We start from the raw sequence: 20842 nt of genomic DNA, 5'->3' as shown, positions 1-20842 counted from the left end.
TTTCTCCCCCTTTTATAAAATGACCAAAATGTTCATATAGTCATTTTTACCCAAACAAAAAGGCTATACTTGTTCATACATATGCCTTATCCCCGAATTTATTACTATGCAACTTTTTCTCATTATGATTATAATTTTTCTATATCCCCCCCTCAACTTAAATATATGACCACATTGTTCATTCGGTCATTTTTTTATAAAATTAAAAGGATTATCTTAGTTTGACAATCCTTTTAGTAAATAAAGTTCAAATAACTCTGCAATTTTTTCTTTTTCTAGCGGTTCATGATTTTTTTCCCAATCAAAAATAAGCGATACATATAGACGAAGCATAATAAATGCTGTAATTTCTGGATCACATTTGCTAATTTCACCTTTTTCAATCGCAATCTTTAAATACGATTGAATAACAGAAACGATTTCCACATCAACTTGTTGCATAACTTCTTGTACTTCTTTCGTTCCCATATCGCGCTCTTCTTGAATTAATTTAATCATGAGCTGATGTTCTTTTCTAAATTCCAAGATGCTATATAATGCTCTATGTACATTTTCAAAAAATGAAACATCTGAACGAATTGCACTTTCTGCAACTTGCTTCATTTCTGTAATTAAATTAGAAATAATTTCACCAAATAGCTCTTCTTTATTTTTGAAAAAAGTATAAATCGTTCCTTTTCCTACATTCGCTAACTTCGCTACTTGATCCATCGTTGTTGCTTTATAACCGAACGCTGAAAAAGACTTTGTTGCAGCTTCAATAATAGAACGTTTTCGATCTATCGCCACATTGTCACCTCCAAAAATGACCAATTGGATAATATAGTCAATCAGTACATCTTTGATATTACCACACGCTTACATTCTATACAAGTTCTCTTTTTATTATTTCCAGTATAAAAGATTTCAGTCAAGTTATATCATACTGTCCATAGTGTATCAAAAAGTATACTTGTATGGAAAGCTAGAATATATTCATAATAATTGCTGGCTAGATCCCACTAGAAATTTAATAAAATAGACAGTGTTCTTAAAACTAAAAGTTTAAGAACACTGCCTTTTATTTTGACATAGAAAGTAATATTTTCTCCATTTCTTTCTTAGTTAGCTCATCATCGATTATCTCTTCGTATATCTTTGTATCTCTTGTAAAAATATCATTCACTATGACAATTTGATACTCACTATTCTTACCTTGTGCTGGTACAAACATTTTAAGGCCTCTTAACTTCCCCTCTCCATGAGAAGATTTATTATATACCATTCCTTTCCCATCTAAACTATAACTTTCTAGATTCTCTACTCCAGGCATCATATAGTGTAGCGGATCCTTACCACCATTAACATTACCATCCATATACATCCTTGACTGGTAAATTGTAAAACCATATTTTCCTTTTGTATATTCTGATTTAATAACTAATTCTACATCTCTTCCAAAATATGAGTCAGCCCATTCTCTCTTTAATTCATAACCTTCAGGTATATAAGTCGGCTGCTTAATTTGATACGGTACATGTTCTTTCGCTTCTTCTATAGTATATGTTAAAGACTTCTCCAGCTTATCTCCAAGCGGTTTTAATGTCTTCTCAATAGTAGCTAGTCTTTCTTGATCAGCTTTCTTCAAGCGTTCAGGTTTATATTCCTTTGTATCTCCATCATAATTCTCAGGCACATTTTTCTTAACCATTGCTTTTTTATGAATTTCTTGCGCTTCCTTAAATAATCGAACATACTGCTCAAATTCTTCTTTTGTAAAATTCTTTTCTGCCAAATACAAAAAATCTGTATTCTTTTTATATGACGTTATTGACATCCCCCATTCTCTACTTGCATTCTCCGGTGTACCTAATACTGTTTCTATCGCTTTTTCAAATGCCGCTTTAGATTGCTTTTTTTCTACAACTTTTTCTTTCTGTCTTTCATCTCCCTCAGTTATCCTTGCATTTAATAAAAATCCGCCCGCTATAGCTGCTATAGCAATCACTCCGAGTAAAGAAAGACGATACGATTTCTTTTGGAATTTTTTAATCATAATGATTCTCCTTTTTAGTGTTCGTTTATTTCTACTTAAATTTGCTAGGCTTGGTACTTGATAGGAATAATGTTCTAGAAGGGTAATAATTGTATATCCGTATGCAATTTGCTCCTCTTTATCTATGAAAGTAAGCGCATATGCATCACATGCCAATTCTTGATCTTCTCGCATACAAAAATAGGCGTACCAAAGAATCGGATTGAACCAATTTAATAGGATTAAACTGTACATAATCCAATTTACAGCTACATCTTTTCTCTTAATATGAGCTAACTCATGGTAAAAGACATATTGTAATTGTTGCTCATTTAATACTTTCATATGTTTTTTTGATAGTAATACTTTCGGACGAAAGAAACTAAACACAGTTGGGCTCGCAATCTTTCCTGCTAGACGTAATGAAACTGCCTTCTTCATTTTCATAGACTGCTTACAGCGATCAAACACTGTAATGACCTGTTCATCCGTAATATCCGGTTGTTTCTTTATGTACGAATATAACCGTCTATTTGTAAGAAACGTGATGGCTGCTAATACAATTACCCCAGCTAGCCACACATACAAAGCAAGTTTGTATAAAGAAAATGTAGTCTGTTTTTCCGAACTGACTTCTACTTCCGGTTCGCTAGTTTTTGTCACCATTTTAGGATTTGATTCCAATTCCACTTTACGGTCGCTTTCTATGTTCACTATATTCTCAGTAGCCGGCATATTTTTTGGAATAACTTCCGATACACTAGAACTATAGGAAAGTAATGAGTAAATGCTATAAGAGCTATCTGGCGACCATGGTAAAAGGAGTCTTATCATTAATACGATCCACAACATATATTGCCACCGGGGTGTTAATTTATTTCTAAATAGAACTTTTATACATAAAATAAATCCAACTAATATGCTGGCCATAAGTGACGTTTCTATAAGCCAATCAAAAAAATGAGGAAGGTATACATTTATAAGCGTGTTTATCATTTTTATCGATCCTTCCTCTTATTCTCCTCTGTCTTCTCATCTAAAATGCGTTTCAGTTCATTAATATCTTCTGAAGACAATTTTTCCTCTTTTAAAAAATTAACAAGTAACGGTTTAAACGCTGCACCGCAAAAACGCTTTAGTAAAGATTTCGTTTCCACTTGCAAATAATTATCTTGTGATACTAACGGATAATAAGCATACATTCGCCCTTTATCTTGATGATAAGAAACGGCTTCTTTTTGTACTAATCGATTAATTAATGTGCGGATTGTTTTCGGTTTCCAGTCCATTGCATCTTCCAGTTCTTCTATAATTTCATTCGCTGTTTGCGGAGAACTCGACCAAAGTACTTTCATAATTTCTAATTCCGCTTCAGATATTTTAGGTAATTGATTTGTCATCGTATGTTTCACTCCTAAGTATTACATTTGTAATCTATAATTAAGATTACAAATGTAATACTTAATTGTCAACCATATTTTAGAAAAATCCCTTTCAGCTAAACCTTACTTCACAACAACAAAATTCCTCTTTTTCAAATAATCAAATAAAAAAACAAGAAAATCTTTACAATTAATAGTAATATAGAAAATAGACAAGTTTATCAAAATAGTGGAGGCTTTTTCAGTCATGATGCGTGCGCTTCGTTTAAATATAAAGCAAGCTTTTTGTAATCGTGTTTCTTTAATTATTATGTTTAGTGGACTAGCTCTTATTTTTATTTACCATTATTATTATGTAATTCGTTACATTGGGGATGGAACGGATGCCTTTGTAACAACAGCTGTTAAATGGATTGGATTTCGCGACAATGAAATGGATGTTTATTTATTATTAATGCCCGTTATTGCTAGTTTCCCCTTTAGTACAAGTTACAATTCGGATAAATCAGATGGTTTTAAACCGTTTGTAAGTAAAGGGATTTCTTTGTTCCCTTATTCAGTAACGAAATATATCGTTACATTCTTTTGTGGCGGATTTCTTTATACATTTCCATTCATCTTATCGTTATTATTTTGCAAATTAACCATTCCAGACGGAGAACCGACTGCTGGTTCAGGCATTATAAATGATAATGGGATGTTTGCAAACTTATATTACGAATCTCCCCTCACTTACATTGCTGTATATATCGGAATTAATTTTTTATTTGCAGGTTTAATGGCCCTTTTAGGACTTGCAGCATCTGCGTGGTCACAAAAGGACTATATGGCGATTCTTTTCCCATTTGCAGTTGCCTCCATTCCATACGTCCTGCTAAATACGATATTCCCTACAATAGGCGGAGCGCCTTTTCATTTATATGACCCAAAACAACCGTTGCATGGCATGTCTCCGTATATTTTAACGATGCAATGCACTTTCTTCCTCCTCGTTAGCTTAATCATGTATATACAAGGAGTAAAACGTGATAGAAAAAAATATAGAAGAAGGTTGCAAAAAAGAGAGCGGTGTAGAAAGGCGTTTCAAGTAATTTCAGACTAAATCATTGAACGAATAAGAGCGTAATTCCCTAAGTTAACATAGAGAATTACGCTCTTATTATCATTACATATAATCATCCTCCCCTTTACGGTGTACCTGCCAATCCCCATAAGATAACGAACACCGCAAAATAAATTGCTTTAATACCTACCACTGAACATAATAAAATAATTGCATATTTACTTAATTCTCTTCTTGCACCTATTAAAGTGAAAATAACCGCCAAACTAAATGTTATATAAGAAGCTGCTGTATTAATTAAGTTATACGTAATATCTAGATTGCTTGTAAGTCCTGTTATATCAGCTACAAACTGAAGCATGACGATCGTACTAAAAAAAATTGCAAGCTGATTCATTAACTTTCCATTTATTTGTAACTGCATTGTTGTCCCCCTTAAAAAAACTAAATATTCAATTAATTTTATCATTAGATTATAAAAAAAGGAATCATCTCTTTATACTATTCTATAACAATGAAAAAAAAGAACGCTTAGTCACCTAAGCGTTCCTTTCTTTAAGAAGCTTTCTTCAAATCAATTTGAGCAAGTACTGGGTCATGGTCGCTTACACGTCCGTGCTCTTTCATTATGTTTGAGTTTAAGTGCACTGGATCTACAATTGTGTGCGGTGCGATGTTGTTTGTTACTAAAATATGATCTAACACTTGTGCATTTCCTTCGTGAATGTAAGTGTAACGATTCTCTTTCGGCACTGTGTTTAACATATCTTTTAAGATTGTTCCCTCTAGTGCTTTTAGTGGTTTAGAGAACTCGAAATCGTTCATATCACCTAACACGACAACTGGTGCATTCGTATTCTTTTTCTGAATTCCTTGCACGAAATGATTTACTTCTTGTGCTAACTGAATTCGTTTGTCTTCACTTTTTAATACGAGCGGCTGCACTTTTCCAAATGGCGTTGCATCTCCTAGTTTTGAGTTTAAGTGATTTGCAACGACAACAATGTTTTGTCCTTGGAACGTAAATTCTGCCGCTAACGGTTTACGTGTACTTTCAAATAATGGATTTTCGTCTCCAATACGAACAACATTTTTATCAAGTAACTTTGGTACCGTCGCTAATTTCACGCGTGATGGATTATAGAAGAAGCCGACGCGAATATTCGCTCCTGGTGCTCCTCCGTCTTGATTATTGTTTGGAGCGATTTCTACATACTCATACTTCGGTCCACGAATTTCTAGAACTGCATCAATGATACGTTTTGCGCTTAATGACGCATCTGTTGTACCGTCATTAATTGATCCGTTATTATCTTGCATTTCCTCTACACCGATAATATCTGGCATTTTTAAGTTGTATTTAATAGAATACGCTAACGCTTTTACCTTTTCATCTGTTGTTTCTTTTTTATTCGCTGAGAAGTTTTCAATGTTATATGTAGCAACCGTTAACTTATCAAGACGTGGCTGAATATTTGCGCCTACTTGCTTAAATCCACCATCCACTACAGCTGGCAGTTCTGTTATTGGCGAAATACGGAAAGAACCGTAATCATATCCTACTACCCCTGTTATATCTCCAGTGAAAGTATCTCCTACTTTTGCTACATAATCGCGAGGTACTTTTACAGAAAGACGCTCTGGGTTTAATTGATTTTCATCTAATAGAGGTGTCCCATATTGTGTTACTATTTTATCTCCACCATTTTTTACTGTTACATATAAATTCCCGTTTTTCTGAGGTGTAATAATTTTTGGTGTTGGCATCGTAACACGCATACCTTCTATACTTTCATAGAAGTCGATTGCATCTTCATTTGGATCAAATAAACCAAATGCATCATTATCAATAATCTGGTCCGGGATTTTCACACCGTTTTCTCCAAGTACAATCGGTGCCGGCAAAGATTGATCTTTTGCGATTACAGCAACGCGACTCGCCTTAATTTCTGTCGTCGTTAAGTCTGTTTCAAATCGCTCTGCATATCCTGCTCCTACATATTCTTCTACTACTCCATCAACTTGAATAAGATCTCCTACTGCTACATTCGCATCTTTTTTATATACGTACATACCTTCTGAAGTAGCTGGATCATTATCTGGCTGATTATCTTCTATATAAAAGCCGTTTTTATCAAGCGCTGTGACAACGCCTTCCACATTGTTTACTTTCTTCCCGTTGTAAGGAGACATATGTGATTTTCCTTGAATGTCATGAATACGAACCTGTTCATTATTTACGATAATAAATGAAAATGTCGAAATTGCTGAAGAAGTAAGTCCTTCTTTTTCTGCGATTGCTTTCACTACACTATTTTCATTCACTATAATTTGTCCATTATAACGAACGCTTTTATTAGTAGGATTAGAGCCATCTAACGTATAGTAGATTGTTGCGCCTTCTGTATTCGTCGTTAATGTTACCGCTGTTCCTTTAGCAACTTCTCCGCCGTTCGGCGAAGCTACTACATCGCTAACACGATTTTGTCCTTCACCTTGAAACTTATAAGCTGTTACTGATTTTAGACCTGGGTTACTAAAATATAATTCAAGAGTCCCAGTCAAACTAACTTTTTTCCCGATATTTTCAGGGTGATCTTTTACATTCACTGCCGTTCTCACATCACCTTTTGGCAACTGAACGGGCATGATTTTGTCTGGATTCGTTTCGTTTGGCGAATCTGCAATTGCTACGTTTGTATCATCAAACTTAGCTGGATCCTTCGTATATTTAGAAGAACTTTGCGTATATCCAACAATATATCCTTCCACAATCCCCTTCGTTTTCCCTTGCTGCTTAAATACTTGAATTGCTTTTTCTACTGACATAGAAGCAGTTTCTTCTGCTTGCGCTAAAGTTCCAGTAAATGAAAGCAATAGCAAGAATGATAAAAAGACGCTTAACAATTTCTTCACAGCCATTTTCCTCTCCCTATTTCATATTTTCTCAGCATTTCTATCATAACAAATGATTCGTTATATAGAACTATATTTCGACAAATTTTACAAAAAATTAATCTCAGCTATAAGTTTAAAACAAAAAATTACTTACGTTAAAAACAGGTGGAATATGGACAGTACAAACACCTATTTTCCAATAAAAAACTCCTACTTCATTAGTGAAGTAGGAGTTTTTTATACATTTAAAGCTTCTCGTTCACATTCTACTATTTTTTCAATATGTGCCAGCACACGTTTCGCTGCCAACTCACCTTGATTAATACAATCTGGAAGTCCAGCACCAGCATAGGAGCTACCTGCCAAATATATACCAGGTAACTCTTTCTCCATAAATGTTGTGAGCTTTTTCATTCGCTCGTTATGACCTACTGTATATTGGGGCATCGCTTCTTTCCAGCGACTTACGATTGTAAACTCTGGATCCTCTGTAATATCCATTGTCTTTCTTAAATCTTCTAGTACAAGCTGAACGAGTTCTTCTTCAGTTTGTTCTACAACCGCTTCATCACCAGCACGTCCAACGTAACAGCGAAGGAGTGTTTTTCCTTCTGGCGTTGTATGTGGCCATTTTTTATGCGTCCACGTACATGCTGTAATGGTGTAATCGCTATTTCGTGATACGACAAATCCTGTACCATTAATATCGCGCTGGATTGCGGACTTTTGGAAAGCAAGTGCGACATTCGCAACGGATGTGGATGGAATATTACGGAAGAAACGAAACTGCTTGTACTGAGCAAACATGGACGGCAATACTTTATGCGAAGTTGCCACTACGATGGCGTCCGCTTCTATTTCTTTTCCGTTACTAAGAGTAATCGTATAACCATCACCCTGTTTTGCAACTTTTTCAATGCGAGTTCCCTTTATTATCGTACCTTCATGCATCTTTGCTTCGAGAGATTCTACGATAGATTCTAAACCTGTTTTCACTGTTTGGAAGATTCCTTTTTTCGGTTCAGCTTTCTCTTCTTTCGGAGCGAGCGTACGCATACCGAGTGAAATACTGCGATGTTTCTGCTCAATTTGATACATTTGCGGGAATGTTGACATTAAGCTCATTTCATCAATATCCCCTGCATAAATACCTGATAGTAACGGTTCTATTAAGTTTTCAACCACTTCGTTTCCGAGGCGATGTCTGAAAAATTGTCCGAGTGATTGGTCAGATACTGGCTTTGACCTCGGCATTAATAGATCAAAACCAGCTCTTAATTTACCAATTGGGGAGAACAGCCCGGAAAATAGAAACGGCGTAATTTGCGTTGGAATTCCCATCATTGATCCGCTCGGCATTTTATGTAACCGATTGTTTACGAGGATAAATGATTGACCGGCTTGATTATTTACAAGTTCATCGCCAAGACCTAATTCTTTCACTAATCTAGCTGCACTTTCTTTTCGTGCTAAGAAAGAATCCGGTCCGCGTTCAATTGTAAATCCATCTTTTCGAACGGTTTGAATTTTTCCGCCAAGTTTACCCGATGCTTCTATAAGTAATGTATCAATCGGCAAGTTTTTTTCATGAATATTTTTTTGTAAATTATACATTGTTGTTAATCCAGTGATGCCTCCGCCGACGATCACAACTTTTTTCCTCAAGCAGGCTCCCCCTTTCTTCTTACAGTACAGATTCTTTTTTCTTTAATACAACATCTGTTAAGCAATCAATAAATGCGTCCGATGCATTTGGCATTTCTGGACGATAATATTTCGCGCCAATTTCATCCGTTACAACTTTACACTCAAAGTCGTTGTCATATAAAACTTCTAAATGTTCCGCAACAAATCCAACTGGTGCATATACGAATGAAGTATAACCGTGCTTTTCATTTAGTTCTCTCGTTAAATCTTGTACATCTGGACCAATCCAAGGATCTGGTGTGTTTCCTGCACTTTGCCAGCCTACCGCATAGTTTGCTACTTCAGCGCCACGCGCGATGTAATCAGCTGTTTCATTTAATTGATCTGGATATGGATCGCCCATTGCAATAATTTTCTCTGGTAGGCTGTGTGCAGATACGATTAGTACTGCTTTTTCACGCTCTGCGTCTGACATGCCGTTATATATACCTTTCACTGCATCGACCCAGTACTGGATGAATTTCGGCTCTTTATACCAGCTATCAATACCGTGAATTGTTAAGTTTCCAAGTTTCTCAGCTTCTTCTTGTGCTCGTCCAACGTATGATTTCACGCTAAAAGTAGAATAGTGAGGTGCAAGAACAAGTGCGATTGCATCTTGTATTCCGTCGTTATGCATATCTTTCACCGCATCTTCAATAAACGGTTCAATATGTTTTAAGCCAAGATACATATGGTACTCTACTTCATCTTGTACTTCATTTAAACGCTTCTCTAACTTCTTAGCTTGCTCTAATGTAATAGTAGCTAAAGGAGAAATACCACCAATTGCACGGTAACGCTCTGTTAAATCTTCCAGCATTTCAGGACTTGGCTTTCTTCCTCTACGAATATGTGTATAGTAACGTTCAATATCTTCTTCTTTATATGGCGTTCCGTATGCCATTACAAGCAAACCAATTTTCTTTTTCATACAGCAATTCTCCTTTACTTCGCTAACTGCCCTTTAGAGTATTCATGAATAAATGTAGTTAAACGTTTTAATGTATCTGGATTTACTTCTGGGAATACACCGTGACCTAAGTTAAAGATATAACCCGGCTGTTCCATCCCTTGATCTAAAATACCTTTTACATGTTCTTCAATAACAGACCATGGCGCAAGTAAGAATGAAGGGTCCATATTACCTTGTACCGCCTTATGAACGCCACGTGCACGTGCTTCTTCAATCGGTAAGCGCCAGTCTAAGCCGACTACATCAAGCGGTAAGTCGTGCCACTCATTCACTAAGTGTGCAGCTCCTACGCCGTGCATAATCATCGGTACACCCATCTTACGAACTTCTGCAAAAATACGCTCCATTGCTGGTTTAATAAATACGCGATAATCTGCTACATTTACTGTTCCAACCCAAGAATCGAAAATTTGAACTGCTTTTGCTCCTGCATTAATTTGCGCCTTTAAATATGTAATAACCATATCTGCTAGTTTATCCATTAAAGCGAACCAAGCTTTTGGCTCTGCATACATGAACGCTTTCGTATTATGGTAGTTACGAGATGGACCGCCTTCAATCATATAGCTCGCTAATGTAAATGGAGCTCCTGAAAAACCGATTAACGGTACGTCTAACATTTCTGTCGTTAATAAACGAATTGTATCTAGTATGTACGGTACGTCATCTTCTGGATTGATTTCCCCTAGTTTTTCTACGTCTTGTAAAGAACGGATTGGATTATCAATAACTGGGCCAATACCTGATTTAATTTCTACATCCACACCAATTGCAGGTAGTGGTGACATAATATCTTTATAAAGAATTGCTGCGTCTACGTTATATTGATCAACTGGCAATTTTGTAACGTAAGCACATAACTCTGGATTGTGTGTAATTTCAAATAAAGAATACTTTTCTTTAATCTTTCTATATTCCGGCTGTGAACGACCTGCTTGACGCATATACCATGCTGGTACATAATCGGTACGTTCCCCCCTACATGCTTTTAAAAATGTCTCATTTATAGTTCTTACCAAGACCCTTGCTCCCTTCCTTACCAATGCTTCGAATACGTTCGATATTTATCTTTTTTTACTATACAGCTTGTAAAAACAAAATGCATAATATTATGTACGTTGTTCATTAAATTGACACAAACACTCTTAAAAACGTTTACTATTTTCACAACATTCTTATTATAGCACAGAGAAAAACTATGGTTTAGCTACTTTCGACTTTTCTCCTTCACGATTCGTTTGTGTATTATATGGTACAACGTAAAAGCTCGGTTTTGAAAATATGTTAACGAACTTTTCCTCATATTCCCCAGCACCATTTACAGTGCTAACATGCGTATGAATTCCATTCTCCACTCTATAGATTCGGTACATAATTCTGTTATCTGGAAGTGGCGTCCAGCTTAATTTTGCTTTAAATAAACCGAAAGGGCTAAATGATAGTTTCATTTTTACATCTTCAATTCTTCGCAGCCGAATCGGAGCACCGATTGTTTCCACACCTTCAGGCTTCATAAACTTCTCTTTATGCTCTACATTAGCCTTCGTTAAAATTTTCTTAAATAATTTTGTCGCAGATGCACTTTCTCCTTGCAACTGATGCTCCTTATCCGTGCGGTCATAACCAATCCAAACAGCGCCTACTAAGTTCGGTGTATAGCCGACGAACCACATATCTCTTGCTCCCTTATCGTCATTTGGCAATGAAGTTGTACCTGTTTTCCCAGCTAACGCACCGTTATATACACCAACTCTCGCTGTTCCTTCCTTCACAACTCCTTCTAACATTTTCGTCATATACCATGCTGTCTGCTTCGAGAAGATTTTCGTCTCTACTTTTGGAGATTCCCCAATGACTGCACCGTGTCTATTTAATACTTTATCAATAACGTGTGGCTCGATAATATTTCCATTTGCTAAAAATGAACGATACATTTTTACAAGATCAAATGTTGAAACGCCATTTTTCAATCCGCCAAGCGCTGTACTTAAACCAGCATCTGCAATATGGACATTTCCTTTTTCTAAATACTGCTTTCCTTCTTCTACCCCTAACTCATTTAATAAAGAAACTGCTGGTACGTTTGCCGACTCTAAAATCGCATCATACATCGTCATTTCTTTTGAATACTCATGATTATAATTTCGAGGTTCATACCCTTCAAAAGAATTTCTTTCATTTGTTAATAAAGAATACGGATTATACTTTTTCGTTTCTAGTGCTGGTGCATAAACGATAAGTGGTTTTAAAACAGATCCGGGCTGCCTTTTGGCAAAAACACGATTAAATCCTCTCGGGACGTACTTTCTTCCCCCAATCGCCGCTTTAATCCCTCCCGTACGATTATCCATTAATAAGAAAGCACCTTGCGCCCCTTCTTCTTTCCCAGGAAAATTCCTTGCATCTTGAAACTGGTTATATGCTACCTTTTGAATCTTTTCATCCATAGGTACGACAAACGTATATCCTCCGCGAAGTACTTCTTGATGAGACAACCCGTATAAACGAGCGGCTTCATCTATGACCATATCAATATACGGCATATATGCGAGTTCATTCTCATCTAAGTTTTTATAAAGAGCAATTGTCTTTCCTTGATAGCGAACGCTTTCTTCGGCAGTCAAATAGCCTTGTTTATGCATAAGTGACAACACGAGATCGCGGCGTTCCTTACTCTTCTCTGCAGAGTAGTACGGTGAATATCCGTTTGGTGACTTCGGAAGGCCTGCAAGCATTGCCCCTTCCTCTACCGTTAAATCCTCAACATTTTTATTAAAATACAACTTTGCTGCCGCTTGAATACCGTAAGCCCCATGACCAAAATAAATATGATTCATATACATTTCAAGAATTTGTTGCTTCGTATATTTTTGCTCTAATTGAAGAGAGATTGCGACTTCCTTCAATTTGCGCGTAAATGTTTTTTCACGAGTTAAAAAGACATTTTTAGCGAGTTGCTGCGTAATGGTACTACCGCCCTCTACCTTTTCTCCAGCTAACGTATCTTTATAAAGAGCCCGGAATATAGACGGATAATCAATTCCTTGATGCTCATAAAAACGAGAATCTTCCACCGCAACAAACGCTTGCTGCACATACTTCGGAATTTGCTCGACTGGTACGAGTTCCCTATTTTCTACGTATAATTTCGTAATTTCTTTTCCTTTCTGGTCAACAATACGTGATGAAGAGTGGAAAACGAGCTGCTTTTCATCCATCATATAGCCACCAGCTAACACGATAAGTTTATAGAGTACAATTGCTACTACAAACGTTGCGACGCCGCCTAATAAAGTCCACTTTACTTTCTTCATACATCGTCCTTCTTTCCAAATGATGGTACATTTATTATTTGAAAAAGAAGTATCTTTATGTATATAATCTTCGAAGTTTTTTAAGAGAGTTGATATAATAGAAACAAACTATTAAGGGGGCATTAAAGTGAAGGCTATTATTTCATACGAAACACCTCTAGAACAATCACATTTCACTGCAAAAAATGATGAGAAAAATATGTTTTATAAAGAAAATACAGAAGAATCTGTAGAAGGCTCACTTCAGTATGACGTACTAGATGCTGTCGGTGAATTTAAAGGACAATCTGGCTATATCGTTTGTAACAACATTTCTGTCACAGACGAAGGTCGCCCAGTATTTGAAAACCGCTTTAAAAACCGCGCAGGCCTTATTGAAAACGAACCAGGATTCCAAGCGATCCGTGTTCTACGCCCATTAAGTAACGATACATATGTCATCTTAACGATGTGGGAAACAGAGCAAAACTTTAAAGACTGGACAGAATCACGTTCATTCGAAAATGCTCATAAAAAACGTCCCACGCAAGCAGAAGGACAAGCTCCAGCGCATCCACATGCGGAACAGCAAAAGAGTATTTTCTCTCGTCCTTCTTTTGTGACTACTTTTGATGTGTTAGTTTAATTAAAAAGTAATACAACACTAGCAGTACGTGAAATTATATTAACGATTTTTCGAATATATCTATCACATCTTGAAATATATCAACGATTCGACTAAAGATATACATTTAATAACAAAAAGGAAACACCATTACACACCGGTGTTTCCTTTTTCTTTGTACCAATTATATATACGAAGTGTGTCCTCTTTTCGCATGTGCTTCACTTTATAACGATGCCCCGCTACCGATACGACAGCTGTACATAACTCGTCTTTCTTTTGAAAATACGATTGATTGTACCCCACTGCTTGAACATGTCTTCTACGCATGATTCCTGTATATTTCGCAAGACCTCTGTATACCATTGTTAATTGGTTTTCTTTCATCATATAACCGCCGCTAGTATAACGAGCGTATGCGAGTATTGTAAATGCGATACATAGCGGGATAAGAGTGAACAATGCAATATACTGTTTAAAATATATACTTGCACCGGCAATTGGCACAGCGAGCACAGTACTTGTAATCCAGCCCATGATGATGTAACGGCGCAATGCCGCTTTCGGTAAATGAACGATTTCCTCCTCCATTTCATACGGCAACTGTAAATATGCGAGTAACTGCTGCACATTTTTTTTCTTCATAAAAGGATGTAGCATCACTTCATTCCCAGCGGATTCTATACTTTGAATGACTTCTACTTCGACAGAACAATACCCGATAGGCTGGCGAAGTATTCCTTCTTTCACAGTAATTGCTTGAATGCGGTGTAATTTTAACACAAACTCTTTCTTATCAAATAACCCTTGTACGATTCGAATTTCATTTCCGTTTCGCTCAATTTTAAAGTTTGCATATTTTAACGCATAGCCCGCTGTTGAAATAATCCAAGAAATTGCCATTAAAATTGCGGCCATAACGATTAATTCATATACACCGTTATCCATCACATACACTTCCACTTTATTGATGAGCCATTCTGGTAGAAATTGATTAAACTCTGTGTAAAGGATTACTAACATAGAAAACACTAATCCAAATCTACCAGATGTAATAGATGCGAATAAAATTTCTTTCGCTGTTAACTGATAAACTGTCTTACTACCTTCTCCCGCAGGCACCTCTTCAGCCACAACGCTTCTTTCTTTATGTAATAAAGCAATTAGTCCCTTCGCTTCATCTTCTTTAATACCAGCTAACATCACTTCTGGCTCACTACCGCCGCCTGCAACTTCTATATTTAATTTTGTAAGTCCAAGTATTTGATAAATGATGTTAGAAGATGTACTAACATTTTGCACACGTTCTTTATTTAAGTAGCTTTCTTTCTTAACAAACACACCATGCTTTATATGTAAAATATTATTTTCAACCCAATACACCTTGAAATACCATTTTATAGCTGAGAAAATAGCCATAATAAATAATAAGGCCAAGAGAACAAGATGAAATAAATACCAAGGTTCCACTTCACCATCTGAGCGAAATAGAACAAGCAAAATAAAAGGCAACAAACTCGCAACCCTAATACCTAACAATATCGTGATCGGATGTTGCCTCTTATACATCCTCATCACTCACTTTCGCAAGTTCTCCAATTTGTCTTTTCAGCTGTTCTGCTTCTTCTTTCGTTAAACCTGGGATACTATGAGAAGTTGCGGCTGTTGAAATGTGTAATTCTGCTAAATTATACTTTCTCATAATCGGCCCTTGCTCAATCGTTACGTGCTGCACACGGATCATCGGAATAAGTACGCGTTTTACAACGAACATTCCCTTTTGAATCTCAATCTCTTCTTCATTTAATCTGTAACTATAATAGCGCTGACGTAAATTTGGAAACACAAAATAATCAAGTGGAATAAATATAATAGCTCCTGTTACTAATAGTCCAAACAACCAGCCCCACCAGTTAAAGTTAATCATAAAAAAGAAATACGCAATTACGACTGTTAGTATAACTGCCGCCCCAATTAAAGCGTGAATCCTCCACACTTTCAGCATATTAGAATGAATCTCCCTTTCTAACGGCTGCATCTCATCACTCCAATTCTAGGAATTTATTACTTATATATTATCAAAAAATAAGGTTTTATATACAATTTTGTAAATTTATAGTCAAATAAAAATAGTTGAATCAAAAGCATGTTAAAAAACATACCTCAGTTTTTAAAATTACATATTATAAATATGAATTATATTGAACCAAATAAACCCTGCATTATTCATGCAAGGTTTATCGTTTTATACACAATATATTTCATTATTGTTGAGATATACTAGCATCGCTTTCAATTCGCTTTTCTTTTTGGCTCAGTTTTTTATCTTTAGATTTTTTTAATGTTAAAGTCATGCCAATAAAAATAAAAAGAATTCCTGTTATTTGCATTAAAGTTGGACGGAATCCAGTAAGTACAGTATCTAATAATATTGCCACTGCCGGATCTAAAAAAACTAATATTGAGATTGTTTTTGTAGATAAATGGCGTAAACTATCAAAAAACAGATAATACACTATCCCTGTGTGAATAAAACCAGTAGCTATAATATATGTCCAATTACTTTGAGTGAGGCCACTAAAAGCATCTAAATCTATAAATGGTATTAAAAGAAATATCCCCAAGAATGTTTGTAAAAATGTCATTGCATACGCACTCATTTTGTTAATCCCTTTACCAAATAAAGTTGTAAATGCATAAAAGAGAGCTGCAAGAAATCCCCATATCATACCTGAAGACATTAATGAACCGAAAGAGAAGCTTCCATCGATACCAGCAATTAATAAAGCTCCCACAAAACACACAACTATTGAAATGATAGATATTAATGTTAATTTTTCTTTAAAGACGATACTTCCAATTAACAGTACAATTACTGGTGCAAGATGATAAACTGAGATAGCAATTGTAACTGACATATTTTCAAAGGCTTTAAATAAGAAAACCCAATTAAATACTAAGAAAAAGCCACATATTAAAACTTGAATAACTTCTTTTCGTTCCCATTTATCTTGTTTATATTGCCCTGTAAGCAGCCAGCATACACTTAAAAATATTGTCGCAAAAATACACCTTACAAACACTAATTCAAACGAAGGTAAGTTTGTTTGAACAGAAAAAAATCCAACTGATCCAAAGATAACCATTGATGCTATCATCTTTAAGGCCGGTACCGTTTTCTCTTGCTTAAAACTTTTTTGAAGCAAATTAATTCCCCTCCAATAAAAACTCGGTTTATAGTGAGAAAAACACCAGCCTAAAAAAGGACAGGTGCTTTTCCTCAAAAACACTCAATTACAAATTTTTCCCTGCAGTCCAACCACCATCAATTACAAAATTAGAACCAGTAATAAAGCGGGCCTGATCAGAAATCAAGTAATCAATACATGAAACAATATCCTGCGGCAACCCCCAAGTATCTAAAGATTGATTACTTTTTATCATAGACATCAAGGCTTTATTACTAAAGTATTCTTCTGTAAGTTCAGTTCTAATAACACCGGGAGAAATACTATTTACTCTTATATTTTGCTTCCCAAATTCCATAGCCATCTGTTTAGTCAATCCGATTAAGGCATGCTTTGATGCCACATAAGCAGCTCGCTCTGGTTCAGCCATTAATCCAGAAACCGATGCTATATTCACAATACAACCTTTTATTTTCGATTCACACCATCGCTTAGCTACTTCCCTAGAAAGGATAAATGGGGCTACTAAATTTACATCAATTACTTTTTTAAACATATCATCGGATAAATGTAAAACAGGTGTTATCTCTCGAATACCAGCTGCATTTATTAATATATCAGGAGAAAGCTTTTCTAAATCTAATTGAGTAAAAAGATTATGAATCGCTTCGCTATTACTTAAATCAATTTGCACTACTTTCAAAGGCATATCTGTTTTCATATAATCTATTAAGTTATTATTATTAATATCAAGAGCTATTACATGAAATGATTTTTCTAAAAAGTATTTTATACAAGCATGACCTATACCACTATTGGCTCCAGAAATCATAATTATTTTATTCTCTCTCATTTTGTCTCCTTATAAGAAAATGTTACTAATAAAATATCACGAAAAGCCTCCGTACTACATTCTGTTCCAAGTGGCGTTACGGCATGGAAGACCTTTTGTCCAAATACTAAAGTTTCTAACGGCTCCTTCAAACTTATAAACTGATTAATTTCCCGAGGAGAATTAGCTATTAAATTATCTCCACCAATAGCTGTATTACTTAAATTCATAAGGTGTAAAAACACTACTGGTTCATCATCTTTATGTAACCAAATAGGTGAACTAAAAGATGGTCTTTCTTTAGTAGCTTTATATCTTACTTGATGTAAACCTATAATTAAGTCTTTACTTGTATCTATTATATCTGTTTTAAATGCAAATTCAGTATCGAAACGCACGATATTTTGAATTAAAGGATTACATAAAAAGCTATCATTTATGCTAGTGAACTGTCTAACTTTCCCGCCATCATCATAGTTATATTCTTTAGATTGGAAGTAATCATTACTATTATCTAAAATATAATCTGGTGAATCAACATACTTTATATACCTTGAATAAGATCTAGCACGGCATTCACCGTACGCATCATCTTCCAAATTATAATAATCTAACTGTGCTTGTGTTAATAAACGATGATTCTCTTCCTCTTGTAAAAAGATTTCATTTGAGATTTCAAGGAATCCTTTAGATTCAAATTCATGTACCTTTTCTTCTATGCTAAATCCACTCATTTTACTAAGAACAAACGTCATTATAAAAACCTCCACACTATTGTATTTTTCTATCTCACCCTATGTTAGAAATGCAATAAGTAACCGAGATTCTTGCTTAATAAAATTAAAAAATTATGATATTCAATTAATACACCAAATGAAATATATGTAATCCATTAACACTATCTCTTAAGCAATATTATATATCCTTTTGGATATTTTTTCTAATTATCTGAAGATTTATCAACATTAGTCTTAATATTCAAAATTAAAGAAATGGATTTTTCAGAAAGATAAAACTGCGAGTATTACAATTTTATGTATATAACTTTTTTAAAAATTATATTTTAAATATAGCTAGTTTTTTATAAAATTTTTGATATAATTACATACGGGAAAAGGGAAGAATTTTGTCTTCCCTTGTGTTTTTATTTGCATCTAGTACTTTTGCTAGATGCTTTTTTTATGCTAAAAAAGGTATCCTCAAATACTTTGAGGATACCTTTTCCATCAATTTAGTGCAGTTCAATAATTGTACCATCTTCGAATACTTTGAATACTCCAGTAAATCCTGGTCCAGCTGCGCCTTCTATTTTATATGTCGTACGCACTCTAATTTGATAATATTTCTTTCCATTCTCTACTTGCGTATTCTCTAGCGTGTAATTATAGTCTTCTTTATATTCATTTTTAATATATTCTTTAGCTTTCTCAAAAGTAAATGCATTTTGATTTTTTTCTGCCTCTACCTTCTGATTCTTTTCTGTCTCAGTTTTTTGGTTCTTTTCAGTCGCTACCTTTTGATTTTTTTCTGTCTCTGCTTTTTGATTCTTTTCAGTCGCTACCTTTTGATTTTTTTCTGTCTCTGCTTTTTGATTCTTTTCTGTTGCTACCTTTTGAGTCGTTACTGCAGTGGTTTTTTGTGCCTTCGCTGGTGCTTCACTTTTTGCATTTTTTTCTTCTTCATTAATTTTAGTAACTAATCCTACCGCTTTTTTATTATATTCTTCAAGTTTCTTGTTATCTTTTGTTTCTGCAACTAGCTTATTTAATATCTCTTTTGCTTCTGCATAATTTTTCTTACTTATTAACTCTTCACTTTTCGTCAGTTGCTCGCTATACTTCTTTTTTTGTTCTAAGATGGCTAGTAATGCTGTTCGTTCTTCCTTTGCTTGTTTTATAAGCGTAGTATTTCCATTCTTCATGTTCTCTACTTTTTCAAATGACTTGATTGATTCTTCTATCTTTGTTTCTTCTTTTAACTTTACAGCTTCAATCATTGCTTTCGTTTGTTCTACTAGAACTTTTGCATCTGAATCGTCTTTTTTCTCATCTAACGCTTTTTCAAATGATGATAAGGCATTTTTATATTCTTTATTCGTTAACGCGGTCTTTCCTTCATCCATTGCTTTGTCAAAATTCCCATTACTACATCCAGCTAACATTAAAAATGTAAGTCCAATTACCATTAATAACTTTTTCATTTTTTCTCCTCCTATATATCCCTAAAACAATAACAGCATATGTATAAAAGTCTGTGTAGTAATTAGACTGAAAGTAAAGATGTACTGTGTGTGGGAAAGGAAGTACATTTCATTTACTATCATTACTTAAAACTCCTAAATAGTTGGTAGTTGGTTTTCTTCTTTTAAAGACAGAAAGGAATTTTAATAATGTGCGTAAAGCTCTCACCAGGCCCTTTACTACACACACTCTTATACACATAGAAAAACTATTTTTAGGTTGCTATTTTTTTTACTTTACATATTCTCGGTTGTTTTGCTACGAATCTCATTTCGTAACATACCGAAAAACAAAAGAAAACAAACCGTAATGTAAGTTACAGTTTGTAACTTTTCTGTAACATAAATGTAACATAAGGTTTTTAAATATACAATAGTTTTTTTACATTATTTTCCCCTATCTACATTTTAAGGTGCTACTACAGTGCTAAAACGCTTTTCATCTCCCACCTGCTATTGGACTATCATCCTTTGAGTACTTTAGGAAATAGACTTCTTTCCTAAAGTACTCAAATTAATTACAAAGATAACTCTTTTTTCATCCAAACATTAAGAAGGCCTTTAATCTTTTACTTTCACATTAAATATATATAGCTAACTTTTTTGATATAGCCACATTAAGAAAATAGGGCAAACTTTGTATTCC

17 protein-coding genes are annotated in these 20842 nt (G+C 34.9%); 2 read left to right on the top strand and 15 right to left on the bottom strand.

All coding sequences use genetic code 11. The features are described from left to right. Positions 1 to 216: 216 nt before the first annotated feature. The 3 genes from AC1Q8M_RS01760 to AC1Q8M_RS01750 all read right to left on the bottom strand — a co-directional run bounded on the left by AC1Q8M_RS01760 (position 217) and on the right by AC1Q8M_RS01750 (position 3414). Complete coding sequence (locus tag AC1Q8M_RS01760; RefSeq protein WP_000963381.1) at positions 217 to 789, bottom strand: TetR/AcrR family transcriptional regulator; 573 nt, start codon at positions 787 to 789, stop codon at positions 217 to 219. Between the two features lie 271 nt (positions 790 to 1060). Continuing rightward, a complete protein-coding gene (locus tag AC1Q8M_RS01755) occupies positions 1061 to 3010 on the bottom strand; it encodes a M56 family metallopeptidase (RefSeq protein WP_097925331.1) in 1950 nt (649 codons plus the stop codon). Positions 3011 to 3012: 2 nt separating this feature from the next. After that, positions 3013 to 3414, bottom strand: a complete 402-nt coding sequence (locus AC1Q8M_RS01750) for a BlaI/MecI/CopY family transcriptional regulator (protein WP_000184509.1) — start codon at positions 3412 to 3414, stop codon at positions 3013 to 3015. 229 nt (positions 3415 to 3643) lie between these two features. On the opposite strand from AC1Q8M_RS01750, the gene AC1Q8M_RS01745 reads away from it, so the two are divergent. Beyond that, positions 3644 to 4498 (top strand): hypothetical protein, encoded by an 855-nt coding sequence (locus tag AC1Q8M_RS01745; protein WP_000984164.1) that lies wholly within the window; start codon positions 3644 to 3646, stop codon positions 4496 to 4498. Positions 4499 to 4583: 85 nt separating this feature from the next. Here AC1Q8M_RS01745 and AC1Q8M_RS01740 read toward each other — a convergent pair whose 3' ends face one another. The 6 genes from AC1Q8M_RS01740 to AC1Q8M_RS01715 form a co-directional block, all read right to left on the bottom strand. Continuing rightward, positions 4584 to 4883, bottom strand: coding sequence for a hypothetical protein (locus AC1Q8M_RS01740; RefSeq protein ID WP_001176841.1), 300 nt, complete (start codon positions 4881 to 4883; stop codon positions 4584 to 4586). Positions 4884 to 5014: 131 nt separating this feature from the next. Then, a complete protein-coding gene (locus AC1Q8M_RS01735; RefSeq protein ID WP_097996939.1) occupies positions 5015 to 7381 on the bottom strand; it encodes a DUF6359 domain-containing protein in 2367 nt (788 codons plus the stop codon). A gap of 213 nt (positions 7382 to 7594) precedes the next feature. Beyond that, positions 7595 to 9022, bottom strand: coding sequence for a protoporphyrinogen oxidase (hemY, locus tag AC1Q8M_RS01730; protein WP_098329483.1), 1428 nt, complete (start codon positions 9020 to 9022; stop codon positions 7595 to 7597). 19 nt (positions 9023 to 9041) lie between these two features. Then, positions 9042 to 9977: a ferrochelatase gene (gene hemH, locus AC1Q8M_RS01725; RefSeq protein ID WP_000726775.1), complete on the bottom strand. Its 936-nt coding sequence runs from the start codon at positions 9975 to 9977 to the stop codon at positions 9042 to 9044. A gap of 14 nt (positions 9978 to 9991) precedes the next feature. Next, positions 9992 to 11038 (bottom strand): uroporphyrinogen decarboxylase, encoded by a 1047-nt coding sequence (gene hemE, locus AC1Q8M_RS01720; protein ID WP_000252604.1) that lies wholly within the window; start codon positions 11036 to 11038, stop codon positions 9992 to 9994. Between the two features lie 177 nt (positions 11039 to 11215). Next, positions 11216 to 13333 carry a transglycosylase domain-containing protein gene (locus AC1Q8M_RS01715; protein ID WP_053565068.1) on the bottom strand — a complete coding sequence of 706 codons (2118 nt, stop codon included), beginning with the start codon at positions 13331 to 13333 and terminating at the stop codon, positions 11216 to 11218. A 127-nt stretch (positions 13334 to 13460) separates the two neighbouring features. Here AC1Q8M_RS01715 and hmoB point away from each other — a divergent pair, with 127 nt between their 5' ends. After that, a complete protein-coding gene (hmoB, locus tag AC1Q8M_RS01710) occupies positions 13461 to 13958 on the top strand; it encodes a heme-degrading monooxygenase HmoB (protein ID WP_000644097.1) in 498 nt (165 codons plus the stop codon). Positions 13959 to 14087: 129 nt separating this feature from the next. On the opposite strand, the gene AC1Q8M_RS01705 is transcribed toward hmoB, so the two are convergent. From AC1Q8M_RS01705 to AC1Q8M_RS01680, 6 genes are all read right to left on the bottom strand, one after another. Next, entirely contained in the window at positions 14088 to 15506 is a 1419-nt protein-coding gene (locus AC1Q8M_RS01705) for a PH domain-containing protein (RefSeq protein WP_098365572.1), read from the bottom strand. Further along, a complete protein-coding gene (locus AC1Q8M_RS01700) occupies positions 15499 to 15975 on the bottom strand; it encodes a PH domain-containing protein (protein ID WP_001182719.1) in 477 nt (158 codons plus the stop codon). The genes AC1Q8M_RS01705 and AC1Q8M_RS01700 overlap by 8 nt, the downstream gene beginning before the upstream one ends. A 226-nt stretch (positions 15976 to 16201) precedes the next feature. Beyond that, entirely contained in the window at positions 16202 to 17143 is a 942-nt protein-coding gene (locus AC1Q8M_RS01695; protein ID WP_000939632.1) for a DMT family transporter, read from the bottom strand. 88 nt (positions 17144 to 17231) lie between these two features. Beyond that, positions 17232 to 17978: an SDR family NAD(P)-dependent oxidoreductase gene (locus AC1Q8M_RS01690; RefSeq protein WP_001208939.1), complete on the bottom strand. Its 747-nt coding sequence runs from the start codon at positions 17976 to 17978 to the stop codon at positions 17232 to 17234. Continuing rightward, positions 17975 to 18712, bottom strand: a complete 738-nt coding sequence (locus AC1Q8M_RS01685; protein ID WP_000144821.1) for a 2OG-Fe dioxygenase family protein — start codon at positions 18710 to 18712, stop codon at positions 17975 to 17977. The genes AC1Q8M_RS01690 and AC1Q8M_RS01685 overlap by 4 nt, the downstream gene beginning before the upstream one ends. 476 nt (positions 18713 to 19188) lie before the next feature. Next, complete coding sequence (locus AC1Q8M_RS01680) at positions 19189 to 20157, bottom strand: hypothetical protein (RefSeq protein ID WP_098365571.1); 969 nt, start codon at positions 20155 to 20157, stop codon at positions 19189 to 19191. Between the last annotated feature and the right edge of the window lie 685 nt (positions 20158 to 20842).

It is taken from the genome of Bacillus sp. GW823-FHT06A10 (genome assembly GCF_058795375.1).
The sequence above is the reverse complement of the archived record's forward strand: the minus strand, read 5'-3'. Positions and strand labels throughout refer to the sequence as shown.

Bases quoted from the DNA above. Each gene is read 5' to 3' on its own strand.
- AC1Q8M_RS01755 (WP_097925331.1), bottom strand. From the start codon at position 3,010: ATGATAAACACGCTTATAAATGTATACCTTCCTCATTTTTTTGATTGG.
- AC1Q8M_RS01750 (WP_000184509.1), bottom strand. From the start codon at position 3,414: ATGACAAATCAATTACCTAAAATATCTGAAGCGGAATTAGAAATTATG.
- AC1Q8M_RS01745 (WP_000984164.1), top strand. From the start codon at position 3,644: ATGATGCGTGCGCTTCGTTTAAATATAAAGCAAGCTTTTTGTAATCGT.
- AC1Q8M_RS01740 (WP_001176841.1), bottom strand. From the start codon at position 4,883: ATGCAGTTACAAATAAATGGAAAGTTAATGAATCAGCTTGCAATTTTT.
- AC1Q8M_RS01735 (WP_097996939.1), bottom strand. From the start codon at position 7,381: ATGGCTGTGAAGAAATTGTTAAGCGTCTTTTTATCATTCTTGCTATTG.
- hemH (WP_000726775.1), bottom strand. From the start codon at position 9,977: ATGAAAAAGAAAATTGGTTTGCTTGTAATGGCATACGGAACGCCATAT.
- AC1Q8M_RS01715 (WP_053565068.1), bottom strand. From the start codon at position 13,333: ATGAAGAAAGTAAAGTGGACTTTATTAGGCGGCGTCGCAACGTTTGTA.
- AC1Q8M_RS01705 (WP_098365572.1), bottom strand. From the start codon at position 15,506: ATGTATAAGAGGCAACATCCGATCACGATATTGTTAGGTATTAGGGTT.
- AC1Q8M_RS01700 (WP_001182719.1), bottom strand. From the start codon at position 15,975: ATGCAGCCGTTAGAAAGGGAGATTCATTCTAATATGCTGAAAGTGTGG.
- AC1Q8M_RS01690 (WP_001208939.1), bottom strand. From the start codon at position 17,978: ATGAGAGAGAATAAAATAATTATGATTTCTGGAGCCAATAGTGGTATA.
- AC1Q8M_RS01685 (WP_000144821.1), bottom strand. From the start codon at position 18,712: ATGACGTTTGTTCTTAGTAAAATGAGTGGATTTAGCATAGAAGAAAAG.
- AC1Q8M_RS01680 (WP_098365571.1), bottom strand. From the start codon at position 20,157: ATGAAAAAGTTATTAATGGTAATTGGACTTACATTTTTAATGTTAGCT.